The organism is Burkholderia sp. Bp8992 (genome assembly GCF_003853705.1).
Taxonomy (GTDB): Bacteria; Pseudomonadota; Gammaproteobacteria; order Burkholderiales; family Burkholderiaceae; genus Burkholderia.
Map to the genome: position 1 here is coordinate 498,465 of NZ_QTQI01000001.1, position 18,754 is coordinate 517,218.

The window sequence follows — 18,754 nt, forward strand, 5'->3', positions numbered from 1 at the left end:
GGGCAGGCCGGGCGTCAGCGGCCTGCGGTCTCGGTGACGCCGTTGCGGCCCGGAATGTCGACGCTGTTGCGCACGCGCATTCGCCGCCGGTACCAGAACGTCCAGGCCAGCAGGCAGCCGAACACGGTGTAGCCGACGATCGGCGACACGACCAGCACGCGCTCGACCGGCCAGGTCATCACCATCCAGCAGCGCAGCAGCATTTCCAGCGTCATGAAGCCGCCCCACACGAACGTCATCCGGCGCAGCATCTGCCGCAGCCCCGGCTGCACGGCCCAGACCGCTTCGAAGTGCGCGGCGCCGCCGTCCATCTCGCGGGCCACGGTCGCGCGGGCGAGATAGAAGATCAGCGGGCGCTCGCGGAACAGCGACAGCAGGAACACGACGCCGATCGTGCCCGACGCCAGCGATTCGCGCATCAGCAATGTACGCGGGCTGCCGCCGAGCGCCATGCCGATGATCGACAGCGCGATGCCGAGCAGCACGATGGCCGCCACCGCGTCGACGCGGCGCGAGCGGACGAATTCGACGATCGACCAGATGATCGGCGGAACCGCCGACGCGTACAGCGCGCCGGTATCGCCGAACTGCGGCTGCGCGACCCGGTAGGCCACCCACGGCAGCACGAGGTTGACGAAAAGTTCGAGTATCAGTCCGGCTCGCGGTTTCACGGTGCGCAATTCCACGCAGGTTGGGGCGAACGTGCGAAGGACGTGGTGGCCTCCGGTCGCCCCGAAAAGGGTTCGGTCCAGTATATCCAAGAATCGCGCGCAGCAGCGGTGGCACGCTTCGTCACGCGTTGGCGGCTGCCGGCAGCGCGATCGTGACCGTGGTGCCTTGCGCCTCCGTCCTGTCGACACCGGTCGAAACGTGCCCGATCGGGAGAAACCCTGATCGCGCGTCAGGCCGGTGGTGCGTCGTGCTTGATTGTTTGGATTGCGAAAATTATTTGACGGCGTGTCCGGGCGGCGCACAGGATGCGGATCGCGTCGGATGACGGCAGGGAGGAAATCGCGCGGGAGGTACCCGAATACGTCGCCCGGGAAGCGGGCGACGCTCGACAGCGAAATGGCGATACGCGCGCTGTCAGGAAACGGCAGGCTGAACGATGATCTTCACGTTCCGGTCCTTGTGGTTGACCAGTTCCTCGAACCCGTGCGCGACGATGTCGCCGAGCGCGATGCGTCCGGTGATGAGCGGCTGCACGTCGATGCGGCCGTCTGCGATGAAGCGGATCACGTCCGCGAATTCGCCGTTGTAGGCGAGCGAGCCGATCACTTCCTTCTCGGTCGACACGATGTCGAAGAAGTTGAACGGCGTCGGCTCCTCGAAGATGCCGACCATCACCGACTTGCCGGCCTTGCGGATCACGTCGATCGCGAGCTTCGCAGTGGCCGTGTGCCCGATGCATTCGAACGACACGTCGGCGCCATAACCGCCCGTCAGCGCCTTGACTTCCGCGATCGCGTCGGACGTCTTCGGATCGATGACGACGCTCGCGCCGACTTCCAGCGCCTTCTGCTTGCGCGCAGCCGACATCTCCAGCGCGATCACGCGCCCGGCGCCCGCGGCCTTCGCACACATGATCGTGCACAGGCCGATCGTGCCGGCGCCGACCACGACGACGGTCTGCCCGACGATGTTGCCGGCCTTCTTCACCGCATGCAGCCCGACCGCGAGCGGCTCGATCAGTGCGCCGGCCTCGGTCGGGAAGTTGTCGGGCAGCTTGTACAGCAGCTCGGCCGGCACGTTGACGAATTCGGCGAACGCGCCGTTGTTCATCAGCCCGGTGAACGCGAGGTTCTCGCAGATGTTGTACAGCCCGTGCCGGCAATACCAGCAGGTACCGCAATGCTGGCACGCGTCGGCCGTCACGCGGTCGCCGACAGCAAAGCCGGATACGCCCGCGCCGAGTTCGGCGATCTCGCCGCTGAACTCGTGCCCGAGGATGCATTGACCCTTCAGGCCCGTCAGCGGATGCGGCGCATCGACCGGGATGAATACGGGTCCGGCGACGTATTCGTGCAGGTCGGAGCCGCAGATGCCGCACCAGTGCACGCGAATCGTGACCCAGCCAGCCGGCGGGCGCTCCGGAACGGGAACCTCTTCGACGCGGATGTCGTGGCGGCCGCGCCAGACGGCGGCTTTCATGCTGCGGGCGGTGATCGGTGCCGGTGTATTCACGTTGCTGTCTCCGTCAGGTTGTCGTCGGGCGCATGGCGTGGCTGCCGGAGCGCCCGTCGCGCGATTGCGCGCTCGACCGGTATGCAGGAACGGGGCCAGCGTGAAGCGGTGCCGGTTACGGTGATCCAGCGTGTGAGAAAGCGTGCGGCGCAGCATGCGTTCTTGCGCTGTCCGAAAATGAACTGGCGAGAAAGCCGCGCGGAATTTGCTGCATGTGCGAAAAAGAGGATCGCGTGAGACGCCGGGACGTTCGTCTCAACGCAATGAGACGAATCGTGAGACGAACGGCGGCGGGCGGCGGCCGGTGCGGTTCGATGCGTGTCAGGCGACGACTTCGTCCACCGCGACCGGCGCGAGCCGCATGAATCCGGCGGCACGGTACAGCGGCTGACCGGCTTCGGTCGACACGAGCCACACGCGCTGTGCGCCGCGTTGCCGCGCGTGCGCGACGATGGCCGCCAGCAGTTGCATCGCGAGGCCGCGGCGCCGGTACGCGTCCGCAGTCCCGACGCGGTCGACGACGATATCGCGCGGCGACGCGAAGCCGTAGCGCGCGGTGGCGGCAATCTGCCCGTCGAGGCGGTGCGCGAACAGGAACGCGGCCGGATTCGGCTGGAACGGCGGGAAGGCGTCGCTGGCGTTGAACGCGTCGATGTCGTTCGGCGTGTGGCAGGCGAGCGCGCGTGCGAGCGCATCGTCGCCGGACAGCGCGTCGATCTCGGCGGCCATGAAGGTCTCGTCCGACAGCCGGCGCGTCCTGCCGTGCAGCACAGGCGGCAGCGGCACGGCACCGTAACGCGTGATCCATGCGCCGACGGCGAACGGGCCGTCGCCGGACGCGGGCGCGCCCTCGATCATGAAATGCTCGAAAGGCCGGCCCATGCCGCCGTCGAACTGCACGACCTGGCCGTCCGGACTGTCGTGCAGCGGTGCATCGCGCCGGTTGCGCGCAGCGCAGTACCCGGCGATGAATGCATGTACGGCCGCCTTGCGGCGGGGGAACGCCGACCAGGCTTCGTCGAGCGCGAACAGGGTGGCGGGAGCGGGGGAGGCGGTCGGCATGCGTCGGTGTACAGCTTCGTCGGGGCGAAACCGACAGCTTAGATCAGGATGCCGCCGCTGTCGCACCGACCGATTGCCGCGATCGCCGAAACGCATCGTTGCACACGTTACCCCTTTACTTAAAGTGAACTTCAATTTGTATCATGTGCGCCAGTCCGATTGCGGCCGCGTGAGGCATCCCGTTGCACGTGGCCGCTGCAACGGAGGTGGAGATGAGCGAAGCGCCTGTCGCGGCAGATGCCGCCACGCTGCCGTCGCGCAGTTGCCGGGCCGTCGGTTGCAATCTGCGCGGCCGGTGCAGGACGGTTCAGTGCGGCGACGCCCGCGCCGTTCGCGGTCGCGCTGGGCTTCGCGTTCTCGGCGATGGCCGGGATGCTGCCCGCGACGATCCTGGCCTGCGCGCCGGGCTCCGCGCCTTCGCCGTCGCCGGCACCGCTCGGCATCGGCTGGGTCGTGCAGGGCAACTGTCTCGGCCAGGTGATCGGCCCGTGACGATCGGCGCGATCGTCGGTGCGTTCGGCTGGTCGGGCGGCATCGGGCTGATGCTCGCGGCCGCCGTGGCCGGCGCCGCGATCGGCCTGTCGCTGCTGCGCGAACCGATGGCCGGCGCTGAGTGCGCCGGTGCCGCTCAACCTGCACGGAATTCCGTCAAGCATGCTCAACATCATGGAAAGCCCGATCTGCGAAGAAGACGTGTCGTGCAATGCGCGTGCCCGTGGCGCGCACGATGCGATGTCGCTGCGCGATGGCATTGTCGCGCATCCGCTCGTGACGATCGGCCGCGCGCCGGTACCGGATCGCGCCGCGGCGGCGGCCTCGCCGTTGCGTCCGCAACTGTTCGTCACGGTGCTCGAGGCCGGCGACGACGGCCTGCTGATTCGATGGGTCGAGAGCGGCCGTTGCCACTACGGCGAGCAACGCTGGCGCTTGCGCGTCGCGTTGCAGCCGGGCCGCTGCGCGTTGTCGGGGCGGCCGATCGAGCCGGGCGAGCCGGTGTTCCGGCCGGTGCGGCGGCCCGTGCCGGCCAATGGCGACGAGATGATCTGCCCGGCGTCGGTGCCGGGTGCGGCTGCGGCTGCCATTGCAGGCACGGCGCGGGACGGCGTGCCGGAGCACGACGACGCGCGCGATCCGGCCGACGTGCTCGACTGAGCGGAACGCCGGCCGGCCGCGGATCGGCTTACTTCTTCAGATCGTGCCGGTACTGGATGAACCCCGCATTGTTCGCGAGCTTGTCGTAAAGCGCACGTGCGGTCGTGTTGGTTTCATGCGTGAGCCAGTACACGCGGCTCGCGCCGGCTTCGCGGGCCCGTTCGTACACGGCCTCGATCAGCGCGCCGCCCGCACCTTGTCCGCGCGCGTCGGGCGCCGTGTACAGGTCCTGCAGGTAGCAGTACGGCCCGTCGGTCCAGCACGAGCGGTGGTAGATCGCATGCACGATTCCGACCAGCGTGCCCGACACGTCGAATGCGCCCAGCACGAACATCGGTTCGGCCGGATCCATCAGGCGCGCCCACGTCGTCGCGAACACCGCGTCGCTCAGCGCGGTGTCGTAGAACTTCTGGTAACCCTGCCACAGCGGGCGCCATGCGGCTTCGTCGGCGGCGACGAGCTGGCGCACCGTGACGCGCGTGGCGTCGTTCACGCGGGCCGCCGCGTCGCGCGCGCCGGCCTGCGCGTGGCGGATCGCGACGAGCGACCGGCGCTGGCTGCCCTCGGCGTCGAAGTTCTCCGGTGCGAGCCACGCTTCGAACGCGGCGCGCACGTCCGGCCATTCGCCGTCGATGATCGAGAACCACGCGGTGTCGCGATTGCGGCCGCGGTAGATGATCGCCTGCCGGAACGTGCCTTCGTAACGGAAGCCCAGCCGCGCGGCCGCCTTGCGCGACGGTTCATTGAGGTCGTCGCACTTCCATTCGTAGCGCCGGTAGCCGAGTGTGTCGAACGCGTACTTCATCAGCAGGAACTGCGCTTCGGTCGAGATCGGCGTGCGCTTGAGCAGCGGCGAGAACGTGACGGAGCCGACTTCGATCACGCCGTTGACCGGATCGATCCGCATCAGCGCGAGCGTGCCGACCGCGCGGCCCGTCGCGCGATCGATCACCGTGTAGTGCAGCGGGTCGGGGCTCGCCTGCGCGGTGCGTGCGTAGTCGCGGTAGCTCGATTCGTCGGTGTACGGGCCGTGCGCGAGATAGGTCCAGTCCCTGCCGTCGGGCGCTTGCGAGTAGGCCGCGTACAGGTCGGCTGCATGGCGCTCGGCGTCGAGCGGTTCGAGCCGGCAGTAGCGGCCTTCGATCGCGATGCGCTCCGGGCGCGGGCGCGCGGACCAGTCGGGAACGGGGTGGCCGATGGATTGCTGGAAGGCGTTGGTGAGCGTGGACAAGGTCGATCTCGCTTCGGTTGGCGGCCGGCGACATGCCGGCATGCAGACGATCGTAGTCCTGGCGAGGTACCATGAGAAGCGCCAGAGATTGGCAAATTTATGGTGCCACGATCGGGTGCCGTCACCTGTGCGCCGTTCCGACACTTTCACGCTGCGATGTTCCGATGACGACTGCCATTTCTTCCGGCGACGCGCCGTTGCTGCCGCTCGATGCTCCGCTGGCGCGTGCGCCGGGCGCCCCTTCGTTGCAGCGGCAATTGCTGCGCCGCGTGCGTGACGCGATTCTCGGCGGTGCGATGCCGGCCGGCACGCGGCTGCCCGGCACGCGCGCGCTGGCCGAGACGCTCGGCGTGTCGCGCAACACGACGGCCGCCGTCTACGAACAGCTCGTCGCCGAAGGCTTCCTGCAGTCCGACCGTCGCGGCACGCGCGTGGTCGGGCTGTCGCGGCCGGCGCCGCCGCGCCGGCGAGCGGCGCCGCCGGCCGTCGCGCAGCGGCTCGGCCGGATTCGCCCGAGCCTCGTCGGGGCCGGCGAGTCGGAGGGGTTCCGGCCGGGCGTGCCGGCGCTGTCGCATTTCCCGGTGGATGCGTGGCGGCACGCGATCGACCGCGCGCTGCGCCGCGCCGGCCGCGACCTGCTGGCGTATGGCGACCCGCTCGGCGAGCGCGCGCTGCGTGAATCGATCGCGCGCCATCTGGCCGTGACGCGCGGCGTGCGCTGCGATCCCGAGCAGATCGTGATCACGGAGGGCGCGCAGGGCGCGATCGCGCTGTGCGCGCAGTTGCTGACGAACCCGGGCGATACGGTGTGGGTCGAGGAGCCCGGCTATCGCGGCGCACGCACCGCGATGCAGGCAGCCGATCTCGAGGTCGTGCCGATGCCGGTCGACGCGGAGGGGCTGCGCGCGGAAGAGGACGACTGGCGCGAGCGGACGCCGCGCCTCGTCTACACGACGCCGTCGAACCAGTTTCCGACCGGCGCCGTGCTGTCGATCTCGCGCCGGCTCGCGCTGATCGATGCGGCGCGCCGGCATCGCGCGTGGATCATCGAGGACGACTACGACAGCGAATTCCGTCACACCGGCGAGCCGATCGGCGCGATGCACGGGCTCGCGCCCGATTCGCCCGTCGTCTATCTCGGTTCGTTCAGCAAGACGATGTTTCCGGCGTTGCGAATCGGCTTTCTCGTGCTGCCCGAGGCGCTGCTGGCCGCCGTGCGGCCGGCGCTGCCGGAGATGCTGCGCGGCGGGACGCGCCATGTGCAGCTCGCGCTGGCCGATTTCATCGAGATGGGCGAGTACGGCCGGCATCTCGGGCGAATGCGCCGGTTGTATCGCGACCGGCGGCGTGCGCTGCTCGCCGCGCTCGACAGCAGCCTGAGCGTGCCGCACCAGGTCGAGGGCGGGCCGTGCGGGCTGCATCTCGCGTTGCGGATGCCGGCACGCTATCGCGATCGTTCGATCGTGGAAGCGGCACGCGCGCACGGCATCGGACCGTTTCCGCTGTCGGGTTTTTCGATCGATGCGGCGCGGGCGGGCAACGGGCTCGTGCTCGGTTTCGGCAACACGTCGGCCGATGCGTTCGAGCCGATGTTGCTGATGCTGTCGGCGATTGCGGGGCGGGTGGGCGAGGGGTGATGCGCGGGCGGCAGGGCGCGCGAGTCGCTTCACCCGCCGCCGTCGATTTCCGCTACCGTATCGCTGCCGATTTCACTTCTCTTCTCGATCGAATGTGCATAAATTTTACAGATTCATTGCGCTCGCCGGCATTGCATGTGCGTTGCTGGCGACCACCGCCCACGCGCAAGCGGCCCATGGCGGATTCATCTGCGATACCGACAAGCATCACATCGTGATCGATCATGCCGCGAACGGAACGCTGGACTACCGGGCCTGGAACAAACCGCATCCGGTTGATCGCAAGCCGGACGTCGAGGTGCATGGCGGCACGGAAGAAACGGCGGGCACCGACCCGTGCGTCAGTACCGACTGGACGTTCAAGCGCGGCAATATCGAGTACATGGTGTCGGACAGCGTCGCCTGCACCGAAGGAAAGCCGCCGCGCAACGCTTACGGGATGGTCGTCGTCTCGATCAACAAGGAGTTTGCGTCGCGCTACTGGTGCGTGAGGTAGGCGGTCGCCGCGGTCGGGAATTCGCCGGGTTCCCGCGGGAATTCGCGTGTTGCTGCGCTGCCACCTTGCTCGGGCACGTTCCGTACCGCGGTGAGTCGATACGCATAGGCGGACGGGGCGGATGAGGGAAAGTACGGGTACGAGCGACGGTGAAGATGCGCCGCGGTGTGCTGGTTCGACGTCGGTGTGCAGTAAACTCGGGATCAACAAACGAAGCGGCTTCGGTTGGTTGAGAGACCGTTGATCCAGACAAGAATCCGATTCTTGGGTCATAGCGCATGGAAGACCTGCTGCCTTTCTACGAAAGAGAGCTGACGCTGTTGCGCCAGAGGGCGCGTAAATTTGCCGCCGATTATCCGAAGGTTGCGAGTCGCCTGTTGCTGGCCGGAGGCGCAGATAAGGATGGCGGCGACCATTCCGTCGAGCGCATGTTCGAGGCGTTCGCATTCATTGCTGCGCGCGCTACCCGACGTATCGAGGACAACTATCCCGAATTTGCCGAGGGGCTGATCGAGACGATGTATCCGCATTACCTGCGGCCGTTTCCTTCATGCTCTATTGTGCGTTTCGACATCGATGCCAGTCGGGCGTCGCGGATGTCGTCAGCGACCGTCATTCGTCGGGGGACGCAGTTGTACAGCCGGCCGGTGCGCGGTACGAAGATCATGTTTCGGACCGCATACGATGTTGCGTTGTCACCGTTACAGTTGATCGACGCGCGCTTCGAGGCGGTTGCACAGGCTCCGCGGGCGCTTCGTTTGCCGCCACAGACTGCGTCGCAGATCTCGTTGACGTTCACCATTCAATCGGCGCATGCGTCGCTCGACGCGTTGAATCTCGATTCGATTCGCGTGTATGCGCAGGGCGATCCCTTGCTTTCCGCATCGTTGCGGGATGCATTGTCGATGCATGCATTACGGGCATACGTGGAGCAGGATCACTGCGGGAAATGGGTGGCGCTCGAGCAGGTGCCGTTCTCGCTTGCCGGACTGCGGCGCGAGGACGGCTTGATTCCGTTTCCGGAGCAATCGAACCCGGCCTATCTGTTTCTCACCGAGTATTTTGCCTATCCCGAGAAGTTCGGCTTCTTCGATTGCGATTTGCGGCAAATCGGGCGGATCGGCGGCCGGCACTTCACGCTGCACATCCTGCTCAAGGACGTGACGGCGGATTCACCCGCCGCTCGCGCACTGGCGAATCTCGGCGCGGATAACATCCTGCTCGGATGCACCCCGGTCGTCAATTTGTTCAATACGGCGGGCAAGCTCTCCGGCGCATTCGACGGGACCTCCGGCACGGATCCTTGTCCGCTCGTGGTCGACGAGCAGAACATCCATGGCTACCAGGTGTATTCGGTCGATGCGGTCGAGCAGACACGGGAAACGCCGCGAGGCGCGGCGGTTACTCGGTTCGAGTCGCTTCATGCGTTGAATCACGCGGCTCGGTCGGAGGCGCGGCATGCAACGTACTGGTGTGCCGGTCGCGATGCGCTGGCTGCGCAGGTTGGCCCGGGAAACGAGTTTGTGCTGCGCTTCGTCAATGGTGCGCTCGAACCTGTACCACCTCCACCCGGCCTCGATTTCAAGCTGACATGCAGTAATCGCGACCTGGCGGAGCAGCTGGAGCATGGTGCAGCGACCGGCGACCTGATGATGGAGGGCGGGACACTCGCGCGGCGCATCGTGCTGTTGCAGGCACCGACGAAGCCTCAAGGCGTCAGGCGCGATCACGGAGCGTTGTGGCGCCTCATTTCGCAACTGGCCTTCAGTCCCGTCGCTTTGATGGCTGGCGCCCAGCCGTTGCGCGATTTGCTGTCTCTCCACAATCCGATGAAGGTGGCTGCCGCAATGCATCAGATCGACGGCGTGGTCGATCTGCATCAACAAGCGGCGACCGCGTGGCTGCCCGTCGGACCGAGCGCCGGTGTCGTGCGCGGCATCGAGTTGCGCCTGACGATCGACGAATCACATTTCGCCGGCACGGGCATCTATGCGTTTGCGCGGATGCTCGACGATTTCCTGAGCTTGCACGTCAGCACGAACGGTTTTACGCAACTCGTGCTGTTGTCGAGCGAAGGGGGCGGGCGTGAACTCCTGAGATGTCCGCGGCGGCCAGGCACCGACTTCCTGCTCTGACGGCGAGTAACGCCGGAGATACGGGCGCCGTGTCAGACGCCGACGGCCTGGGCTTGGTGTTCGTCTACCGGCGCCGGCCCGACGAGCGCGGCACCGCGGGCAATCGGATCGCTGCTGGAGATGACGATCACGGGCTGCTTTTCGCGGAGGTGATGAGCGCCGGCGACGGCGATCGCACCGAGCACCAGTACCGCGCCACTCTCGCCGTTGGCGAGCCCGAGCATGGATGGTGCGGCGGCGGGTGCTGCCGAAGGTGAGGCCGCACGCCATTTTTCGAGTGCGCCGACGAGTTCCGTGCGCCAACTGCTGCGCTGGTCGGTATCGGAGACAATCTGACAGATGGACGTTTCGTGTCGGGAAGGGCCGGGCCGGGCGAGTGCTTGTTCAATCAACTGATACAGGATGTCGTCCTGCTGCGCGTCCGAATGATCGACGGGGGCGTTGCGGTCTGCCACCGCGGCGCGATAGAGATGGGGAGCCGGCTGCGCATAAGCTTCGGTCCGATGAGCGAGCAGCAATGCACACGCACCTTCACCTGGTACGCAACCATCGAGATGCTTCTGCCCATAGAGCCTGTCGGTGCTGTCGAGCATGCGTATCGTGCCCGGATCGAGCAGTGATTCGCAAGCCAGGACAATATGCCGAAGCGCGGAAGGGTGCAGGTTGATCTCCCGATTCAGCGCGTCGATTGCCGTCAGGGCATCGGCCGCGGTCGCAACGGGGACGATTCGTGCAGGTTCGACGCCGGGGCGCCAGCGGCTGCGGGCAACATGGGCATCGAGCCATGCGCCGAGTTGCGGTGCGTCGGCCTGCCACCGCGCGGGAAGGAGCAAGTGCAGCTTGAAAGGCGGTGCGCCGGATGCGCGATGGTCGTTCGCCAGCGCGGCGGCTGCGTGCCGCTGCATCAGGTCGTCCATGGCATCCGCGGCGAGCAGCAGTGCGCGGCGTTGTTCATCGCTCCAGTCGGCGGTGGTCGCGGGTGGCAACAGGCTGTCGTCGAAGCGTTGCGCCGAGATCGATGCAACGGTGCCGGCAAATACCCCGGATCCATCGGCGCGCTTCAGTTCGGCATGCAATCGGGTTGTCGCTCCTTCCAGGGCCGTGTCGAGCACCGTGTCCGTATCGTCGCCCGCCGGCAACCGGACGCTGCTGTCCAGCAAGGCCATCGGGGAATCGGGCTGCATATCCCCGTTCGTCGACGGTGCCGACGCGGTGGACGCAACCGCCACGGGATTCGGCTGGCGCAGCAGGCGGATCTTGCCGAAAAGCCAGGCGGTTCCTCCGATCAGCGCGACGGGCAGCGCCAGGCCATACAGGACAAGATCGGTCCCGGTCGGGACGTGGTAGGTCGCTCGCCAGCAGGCGGCGACAACCAGCCAGACCACGGCGAATGTTGCGACGACGCCAATTGCAATCCGCGCGACCGGAAATGCTTTCTGCGGCGTGGCTGCCATGCTTACTCGCCGCCCGTGGTTGACTGACCGGCAATCAGAACGGCCCCGCATGCGGTCTTGTACCCGTCGCGTGCGGCACCGCTTCCGTCGATGATTGCAGTGTCATCTCCTTCCACGATGAAGTTCGGGCCGTGAATGGGGCAGGTGACCTTGTCGTTTCTCCGGGCGATGCCTTTGCCCTTGATATCGGCAATGGTGGAGGCGCTGGTCACGGTGCCGCCGTGACTGTGTTTGTCACCGAGAACGATGAACGGGCGTGTCATGAATTCCTCCTGATATGGTCAAGCCACGATTTGGGAAATTATTACCTGCTTTGTGGGTGAATTGGCGTAGTTCGGCTTCAAATTTACCGAATTCAGTCGTCCCGTTTAAATCAGGCGAGCTGGCGGATTGTCGATTTTGTTTAATTCGCATATGGAAGCCGACGGGAGAGTTCAACATGCACTTTTCGCATGGTAAGCTACCTAATAATATTCAGTAAATGGGGACTAATCACTGTGCAGATGCGGCGGTGACGATTATCAGACTCCAATGCTGGGTATCCGGGATGATCTGGTGACCTATAGCGACAGGGGCGCGTCTTTTGCATCCTCGGCTATCGCAATTCGAAAACAGATAAGGCTTGATGCCCGAGAGAGCGGGGATTGCATGGACGTCTCTTCACAATTGTCTTCGTTGGCGGACTTATTCAACGCCGCTAATCGTCTCTATTCCCTTGAAGGTCAAGGGCCGCTATCGGGGCTTCAGGTCGAGTGTTGGTCGGGCCGGGAACGCCTGTCCGAAAACTACCGGTGGGACGTCTACGGACTGTCCCGTAATCCCGGTTTGAATCTCGACGAAATGCTGGGCCAGCGCGTGACAATCCACTGTGCGCTGACGAACGGATCGTCCGCCGTGCGCAGCGGACTGGTTGTCGAAGCCCGATGTCTCGGCTACGACGGGATGGTGGCGCGTTACGCGCTGCAACTCGCGCCGTGGCTCGCGGTTCTGGATCACGGTCGGACCCAGCGCACGTTCGTGAAGCAGAGTCTCGCCGATATTCTCGGAACGATATTCGGCGAATACGAGCAAATTGCCCGCTGGCGTTTTACTGCCGACGCGGGCAAGCGTGTGGAAGCAATGGGATTGCTCGATTACAAGATCCAGTACCGGACGCAGACGCACCTCGGGTTCGTCCGGCATTTGCTGGCAGACGCCGGGTTGGGCTTTTGTTTTGTCGAGGACGACGATGCGCCGGCAGGCCACACGCTCGTGATTTTCGATGACAGCACGCAGCTTCCCGATGACGAAACATCGACGCGCCTCGGCGGAATTACACAGCGCTTGAGCGACGGCGACGCGGCCGCCGCCGACCAGATTTTGGGTATCGGCCAGTCTTTGTCGCTGACGGCGGACCGGCTGACGCTGATCAGCAGCGACTATCGCAGCAATCAGGCGACGACTGCGTCCGCGAACCTGGGTAATTCGGGCGGTGCGCGGGAACTCTACGACGACGTCGGACCCGAGGCATTCGAGAGCTTGCAGCAGGCGGAAGACGTGGCGCGTCGGCAGGCCGAGGCGATCGTTTCGCGGGCTCGCTTCTGGATGGGCTGCAGCACGCTGCGAACGGCACGCTGCGGCAACGTGTTCAGGATCGCGAATCCATCGTGGCGGCCAAGGCGCGACAACGCATCGGCGCCCGATGAGTTTCTGCTGGTGGCAATCGAGCATGCCGGCGTGAACAATCTGCCGAAAAATGCGATGGCGCTTGTCGAGCGTGGCCTTGGCATGCCGCCGCCCGCGAGTTCCGATGCGCGGATTGCGGCACAGGCTGCCGCCGGCGGCTATGCGAATCGTTTTGACGCCGTGCCGCGTCGGCAGGCGTGGCGACCGACGCTCGAGGACGGGAGCGGGCAGCGACTCAATCCGGTGCCGACCGCGTTGGGTGCTCAGACCGCGCTGGTAGTCGGCCCACAAGGCGAGCGCGAGTCAGGCGCCTTCGGGCCGGTACATACCGACGTCCAGGGGCGGCTTCGGGTTCGCTTCCACTGGCAGGCCGACGGCGACCAGGGCACCTATCCGACTCGCGGCATGCAGCGGCTGGCGAGCGACGGACATGGTCTGCAGCTGACACAGCGAATCGGCCAGGAAGTCCTCGTGCAGTTTCAGCACGGGCTCGTGCATCGTCCGATCGTGCTGGGCGGCCTGTTCAACGGCCGTGGCGAGGGCGGCGAAGCACCCACGCCGGGCGGCGAGCCGGCGCAGCCGGTGGATCCCGCCGTGTATCGACAGGCGTCGGATCGTACCGCAAGCGCGCAAGGTAATCTTGCCGGCGGCCACAGCCCGAGCTGGCACGGTGCCGGCGGCGGCAGCGATGGCCACAATCATGCCGGTGCATTGTCCGGTTTCAAGTCGCAGGGGTTCGACGGGCAGGGAGGCAACCGGCTCGTTGCAGACGACAGCGACGCGATGGGCCGCCTTCAGATGGCGACGACGCATGCGGCGACCGAATTGAACCTCGGCCATCTGCGTCATCAGGCCGACAACTATCTGGGCAGTTTCCGCGGACAAGGCGTCGAGTTGCGTACGGATGCGTATGGCGCGGTGCGCGGGACGCGCGGGGTGCTCGTTTCGAGCTATGCGACGACGCCCGATCAGCCGGCGGGCGACGTGTCGGCGTTGCAATCGCTGCTGGCGCAGCAAGCGACGCTTGCCCGTCTGTTCGACCAGGCGGCTGAAACGCATCGTACCGTGCCGTTTGCGGTTCAGCGTGGCGTGCAAAAGACGGGGCAATCGATGCTCGACGATCGTTCGGCACCCATCGACGCACTCACGAAGACATTCTCGACGACGGTCGGCGCCAAAGGCTTCGACCAGGCGGCGAGCGATGCCCGGCAGCACGGTTCAGGCCAATCGTTGCCTCACACGGGCGATGCGGTCATCGGGATGGCGGCTCAGGGTGGCCAGGGGATCTTCGCCGGCCAGGCGCTGCATTGGGCCGCGGGGGAGACGCTGACCGTCGGCAGCGGACAGGACATCAACATGGCGGTAAACCAGGTCGTGCGAATGCACAGCGGGCAGGGGATTGGCTGGCTCGCGGCCGCACGCGAAGCGTCGGGGGCGGGACTGAGCGTGATTTCCGGCACGGCCGGTCTCGATCTTCAGGCGCAGCACGACCAGATGACGCTGCATGCGCAGAAGGATCTGAAAGTGGTGTCGGCCAATGCGAACGTCGAACTGGCCGCCAGCAAGACCGTTCATCTCGCGGTGAGCGGCGGGGCACATCTGACGATCGAGGGAGGCAACATCGTGTTCGGTTGTCCGGGATCGCTTACCGTGCACGCTGCGAAGCACGGATTTGTCGGTCCCGATCAGCTGGATGCGCAACTGCCGCAGTTTCCCGAGAAGGTCTGCGTCGAATGCTTGCTGCACGCGATGCAATCGGGCAGCGCACTTGCCGGCAAGGCGATCTGAGCAAATCGATGAGTATCGGTGACTGGATCGATTCGTATCCGACGGAGACGCTGTCGCAGGTGCGACAGGTACTCGACGCGTCCGCGGCGTCGACGCGCTGGCATGCGTTGCTGGACATGAGTTTCGTGCCGTCGTTGCGCGAGCGCTTGTCTGCGCCGTCTTCCGGGTGTCCGATCGTCGCCCTGTACGAGGGGGTGTATGACGGCGAAGGGCTGATGGCGATTTCGCCTTGCCTGATGTCGTTGCCCGATGCCGCGGAAACGCGGGCCGCCGTATGCGCCGACCTGTTGCGCCATACCGCTGGGCATCCGATGTTGAGCCTGCTGCGCACGACGGTCGATACCGATGCACTCGTGTCGCATCTGCGCAGGCAAATGGAGGCGAGTGCCGATGACGGGGAAGCGTTCCTCGTGCGACTTGCCGATACGCGTTGCGTGCCGACCTGGGTCGAGGTGTTGACGTTGCCGCAGCGCCGACGCTTCCTGGGCGGGATCGATGCGTGGTGGATGTTCGATCGTGCTGGATCGTTGATGGCGCTGGACATCGAAACCGCCGGGATGGCCGGGCGGGATGCTGTCGACACGGATTCCGCGCCGTACCGGCTCGACGCGGATCAAGTCGCGGCGCTCAGGCAAGCGGCGAAGATCGATACGTTGCTCTTCCATGTCCGGCAGCGCCCGGATACGTTCGGGCAACTGCAAGCGACACCGTCCCAGGCATACGCATGCGTGCGTGATGCGTGGGAGAAGCAGGACCTGGCGGCACAAACGCCGCGAGTGGCACTGGACGCACTCAAGGCGGCCGGGTGGCTGGTACCGGCAACGATATCCGCGTGAACGCGACGCGGATCGTTCCGGAAAGATCCACGATGTGGTGTCGTGCATGGCTGAATGGGACCCCGACAAGAGAATCGAGTCATGAATTTGAGAGCTGGATCAGTGACGGCCGTTGTTCGTCTGGCAGTTTTTCTGGCCGTCTTCGTGACGGGAGCCGGGTGCTCTCGTGCAACGGATCACGCAGTGCCGCAAGCCGGTACGGCGGCGAGCGAGGTCGCGGGGCCCGGCGACGACGATGCCGGGCTCGGGTTGAAGCTGAATGCGCTGAACTACACGGACGTGCCGATCGGTACCTTCTATGTCGACGGGACCTGGGGCGGGAATGTGGCCGCCCGTATCGGCAGCGCCGGTGGCGGCATCACATGCTGCGTATCCGTTCCCCAGAAATGGCACCCGGGATTGACCGTCAAGGTCGAGTGGCGCAACGACGAGATGTACAAGCGCGACCCGAATGCAGTGGCAAGCCGGATCGTGCCGATCGAGCAGTATGGTTCCTTCTCGGACGGCTATCTGTGGATCGTGTTTTTTCCGGGAGATAGGATCAAGGCCTACGCGTCTCCGTGGCTGCCCGGCGCGCCGGCGTTTCCGGAAGGATTGCAGGCGCCGAACAAGGCTTGTCCGGGGCACTTTACGGTGTTGAACAGCAGCCGTGATTGTCCGACGCCGGATAAGAGGATTGCGGGGATTGCGCCATGAGTGTTCGTTTTGCGGCCGCCGAGCGGCCCGATGTCAGCGTCGTGACGCCCGAGGAGCAGGATGCGATTCTCCGCAGGCTTCATGACGACGACGGCATGAGCTGCTGCAAGACGCTGCACATCGGCATTTTCTTCGATGGCACGCGCAACAATGCCGAGAGGGATCGGTCCGGGCACAAGCACAGCAACGTCGCGCGGCTCCGCGATGCGTTCCAGCAGGATGATTATCACAAGGCGATCTACGTCGCGGGCGTCGGCACGCCTTTCGTCGCCGAGGTCGGCGACCATGGCGTAGGGCTGCAGGCCGCGGCGGGCGCCGCCGCCGGATGGGCGGGGGAAGGCCGCATCAACTGGGCGTTGCTGCAGATCCATAACGTCGTGCACGAATGTGCGTTCAAGGTCGGCCTGAGCGCGGCGCTCGGCGTGAAGGACAAGGACCTCGTGAAGTCCATGAGCGTCGACATGAATTTCAAGGGCATCGATTCCGGCGGCGCGATACCCAAGCCAGGCAGTCTCGGCGATATCAAGGCTCGCTCGAGCACGGGTGTCGGTGCGCTCAAGCTGATGGCCGCCGAGCAGAACGGTATCAACGAACTGACGTGGGAGCACGACTCGATCTGGGCCCAGCTCAAGAGCGAAGTCGATTCGTCGAAGTGGGCCGCCGCGATGCAGGCCTGGGATACGATGCGCCGCAAGGTGCTGAACGATCGGCTGGCGCAACTCAAGCAGCGCGTCGGCGACAAGCTCGTGAAAGGCAAGCCTGCACTGCGGAATATCCGGTTTTACGTGTTCGGATTCTCCCGGGGTTCTGCGGAGGCACGTACCTTTTCCAACTGGCTGCCGGACGCGCTTGATAATTTCAAGCTCTGCGGCGTGCCGGTTTCATACGAATTTCTCGGTATTTTCGACACCGTGGCCTCCGTGGGTATCGCGCAGGGCGCGGCACCCACGCTGTTCGACGGGCATGGCGGCTGGGGGCGCGGGCAGTTGATGGCGGTGCCGCCGTATATCCGCCGCTGCGTTCACATGGTGGCGGCGCACGAGCCGCGTGGTTCGTTTCCGCTGGACCTGATCGATCGTTCTGCTGACGGTCGCATGGAAATCGTGTATCCGGGCGTGCACTCCGACGTCGGCGGTGGTTACGCGCCTGCGGAACAGGGGCGCGGGCGCGACGATTCCGACAAGCTGTCCCAGGTTCCGTTGCTCGACATGTACCGCGAAGCACGTAAAGCCGGTGTACCGCTCGACGTCAAGGGGCCGGGTGTTTCCGCGGAAGCGGCGGATGCCTTCAAGATCTCCGGCGGCCTGAAGCAGGCGTTCGCGGCATACGTGAACGCGACCGCCGGCTGCTACCACGATCCGTCCCATGGCACGCCGGGCCTGATGCGTGCCCACTACGGGTACTACTTGCGATGGCGGAAGCTGCGGCTCAAGAACATGCGGGCCCAGCCAGGCTTCAAGGCGGCCCAGGCCGGCTATCCGCAGGATGCGACGGACCTCGACAGCGCGAATCAGGAATTGCAGATGGAGTGGGACGATCTGCTGCAGAACGAGAAGGATGGCGGTCCCAGCCTTCGTTACTACTTCGGCAAGTATGGCGAGAACTGGCTGCATGACAATCCCAAGGGCGCGGCTGTCGCATCCGCGGCACTCATGCCGATCATCGTGATCCTGGGTGCGATCCCGGGCGGGACTGCGCTGACAGCCGAGGTCAGCAAGCGGGCGATGCAGGTCGCTCAGGCGCAATTGCAGGACAAGTGGGACCAGTGGCGGCAGGTGCGCGACGACTGGAACTCGACCGTGCCGCTCGCGGACGCGATCAGCGCGCTGTACGACAACTACATGCACGATTCGCGTGCCTGGTTCAAGCCGATGGGCGACGACGACGACGTCTGGAACTACAAGCAGATCCAGGCGCTGAAAGCCAAGCAGGCCGGCTACGAGCGCGCACATGACGTCTGGAAGACGCAGGTCGAATCCGGCTTGCCCGGCGCATTGCCGGGCTTGCGGACGATGAACCCGAATACGCTGGCGCTGGGGCCGGGAATCGGCATGAACCCCGGGCCGGAACCGCAGTCGCCGCTTACCGCGCAGGAAAGCGACGTGCTGAAGCGATACGACGCGGCGATGCAGGCGGCGCAGAAGGCGCGCGCGGAGAAGAGCGCCGCGGCGCCTTCCGACAGCGCCGTGCTGACCGATCCGAAGGTGACGAACGGACTGCAGCAGCAGGCCGGCGGTCGCGAACCCTATTGCATATGGGGTTATCTGCGCTGGCGAACCGTCTTTGAGGACGGCAAGCGCTGGGAGCCGCCGCACGTCGAGACCCCGCAGGAGCAATGGGAAGGCGATCTGAAGCTGAACGAATTCCGCGCGTCCAAGTTCGCGTGGCCCGGATGATCGGGGCTCGACGCGATTGAAC

14 protein-coding genes and 1 pseudogene are annotated in these 18,754 nt (G+C 65.5%); 9 read left to right on the forward strand and 6 right to left on the reverse strand.

The features are described from left to right. Positions 1 to 14: 14 nt before the first annotated feature. The 3 genes from DIE03_RS02245 to DIE03_RS02260 form a co-directional block, all read right to left on the reverse strand. Complete coding sequence (locus DIE03_RS02245; RefSeq protein ID WP_124447037.1) at positions 15 to 671, reverse strand: VC0807 family protein; 657 nt, start codon at positions 669 to 671, stop codon at positions 15 to 17. Positions 672 to 1,086: 415 nt separating this feature from the next. Next, complete coding sequence (locus tag DIE03_RS02250; protein ID WP_124447039.1) at positions 1,087 to 2,151, reverse strand: 2,3-butanediol dehydrogenase; 1,065 nt, start codon at positions 2,149 to 2,151, stop codon at positions 1,087 to 1,089. A 354-nt stretch (positions 2,152 to 2,505) separates the two neighbouring features. Then, positions 2,506 to 3,246: a GNAT family N-acetyltransferase gene (locus DIE03_RS02260; protein ID WP_124447043.1), complete on the reverse strand. Its 741-nt coding sequence runs from the start codon at positions 3,244 to 3,246 to the stop codon at positions 2,506 to 2,508. 261 nt (positions 3,247 to 3,507) lie between these two features. On the opposite strand from DIE03_RS02260, the pseudogene DIE03_RS02265 reads away from it, so the two are divergent. Further along, positions 3,508 to 3,848 (forward strand): annotated as a pseudogene (locus DIE03_RS02265) (MFS transporter); the annotation flags it as partial. 52 nt (positions 3,849 to 3,900) lie between these two features. Next, a complete protein-coding gene (locus DIE03_RS02270; RefSeq protein ID WP_124447045.1) occupies positions 3,901 to 4,398 on the forward strand; it encodes a DUF3331 domain-containing protein in 498 nt (165 codons plus the stop codon). A 28-nt stretch (positions 4,399 to 4,426) separates the two neighbouring features. Here the strand turns inward: DIE03_RS02270 and DIE03_RS02275 are convergent, their stop codons facing one another. Then, a complete protein-coding gene (locus tag DIE03_RS02275) occupies positions 4,427 to 5,629 on the reverse strand; it encodes a GNAT family N-acetyltransferase (protein WP_124447047.1) in 1,203 nt (400 codons plus the stop codon). A gap of 164 nt (positions 5,630 to 5,793) precedes the next feature. Here DIE03_RS02275 and DIE03_RS02280 point away from each other — a divergent pair, with 164 nt between their 5' ends. The 3 genes from DIE03_RS02280 to tssF all read left to right on the forward strand — a co-directional run bounded on the left by DIE03_RS02280 (position 5,794) and on the right by tssF (position 9,897). Further along, on the forward strand, positions 5,794 to 7,266 hold the full coding sequence (locus tag DIE03_RS02280) for a PLP-dependent aminotransferase family protein (protein WP_124447049.1): 1,473 nt from the start codon (positions 5,794 to 5,796) through the stop codon (positions 7,264 to 7,266). 142 nt (positions 7,267 to 7,408) lie between these two features. Then, on the forward strand, positions 7,409 to 7,762 hold the full coding sequence (locus DIE03_RS02285) for a hypothetical protein (protein ID WP_260434776.1): 354 nt from the start codon (positions 7,409 to 7,411) through the stop codon (positions 7,760 to 7,762). A gap of 278 nt (positions 7,763 to 8,040) precedes the next feature. After that, positions 8,041 to 9,897 carry a type VI secretion system baseplate subunit TssF gene (gene tssF / locus DIE03_RS02290; protein ID WP_124447051.1) on the forward strand — a complete coding sequence of 619 codons (1,857 nt, stop codon included), beginning with the start codon at positions 8,041 to 8,043 and terminating at the stop codon, positions 9,895 to 9,897. Between the two features lie 32 nt (positions 9,898 to 9,929). On the opposite strand, the gene DIE03_RS02295 is transcribed toward tssF, so the two are convergent. Together DIE03_RS02295 and DIE03_RS02300 are read right to left on the reverse strand one after the other, a co-directional pair. After that, on the reverse strand, positions 9,930 to 11,351 hold the full coding sequence (locus DIE03_RS02295; protein ID WP_124447053.1) for a hypothetical protein: 1,422 nt from the start codon (positions 11,349 to 11,351) through the stop codon (positions 9,930 to 9,932). Positions 11,352 to 11,353: 2 nt separating this feature from the next. Further along, positions 11,354 to 11,614, reverse strand: coding sequence for a PAAR domain-containing protein (locus DIE03_RS02300; protein ID WP_124447055.1), 261 nt, complete (start codon positions 11,612 to 11,614; stop codon positions 11,354 to 11,356). A 385-nt stretch (positions 11,615 to 11,999) separates the two neighbouring features. Here DIE03_RS02300 and DIE03_RS02305 point away from each other — a divergent pair, with 385 nt between their 5' ends. The 4 genes from DIE03_RS02305 to DIE03_RS02320 all read left to right on the forward strand — a co-directional run bounded on the left by DIE03_RS02305 (position 12,000) and on the right by DIE03_RS02320 (position 18,732). Continuing rightward, complete coding sequence (locus DIE03_RS02305) at positions 12,000 to 14,804, forward strand: type VI secretion system Vgr family protein (protein WP_124447057.1); 2,805 nt, start codon at positions 12,000 to 12,002, stop codon at positions 14,802 to 14,804. 8 nt (positions 14,805 to 14,812) lie between these two features. Beyond that, a complete protein-coding gene (locus DIE03_RS02310; RefSeq protein ID WP_260434777.1) occupies positions 14,813 to 15,640 on the forward strand; it encodes a DUF4123 domain-containing protein in 828 nt (275 codons plus the stop codon). 81 nt (positions 15,641 to 15,721) lie between these two features. Further along, complete coding sequence (locus tag DIE03_RS02315) at positions 15,722 to 16,336, forward strand: DUF3304 domain-containing protein (protein WP_124447061.1); 615 nt, start codon at positions 15,722 to 15,724, stop codon at positions 16,334 to 16,336. After that, on the forward strand, positions 16,333 to 18,732 hold the full coding sequence (locus DIE03_RS02320; RefSeq protein WP_124447063.1) for a DUF2235 domain-containing protein: 2,400 nt from the start codon (positions 16,333 to 16,335) through the stop codon (positions 18,730 to 18,732). Before DIE03_RS02315 ends, DIE03_RS02320 begins: the two co-directional genes overlap by 4 nt. The last annotated feature ends 22 nt before the right edge of the window (positions 18,733 to 18,754 follow it).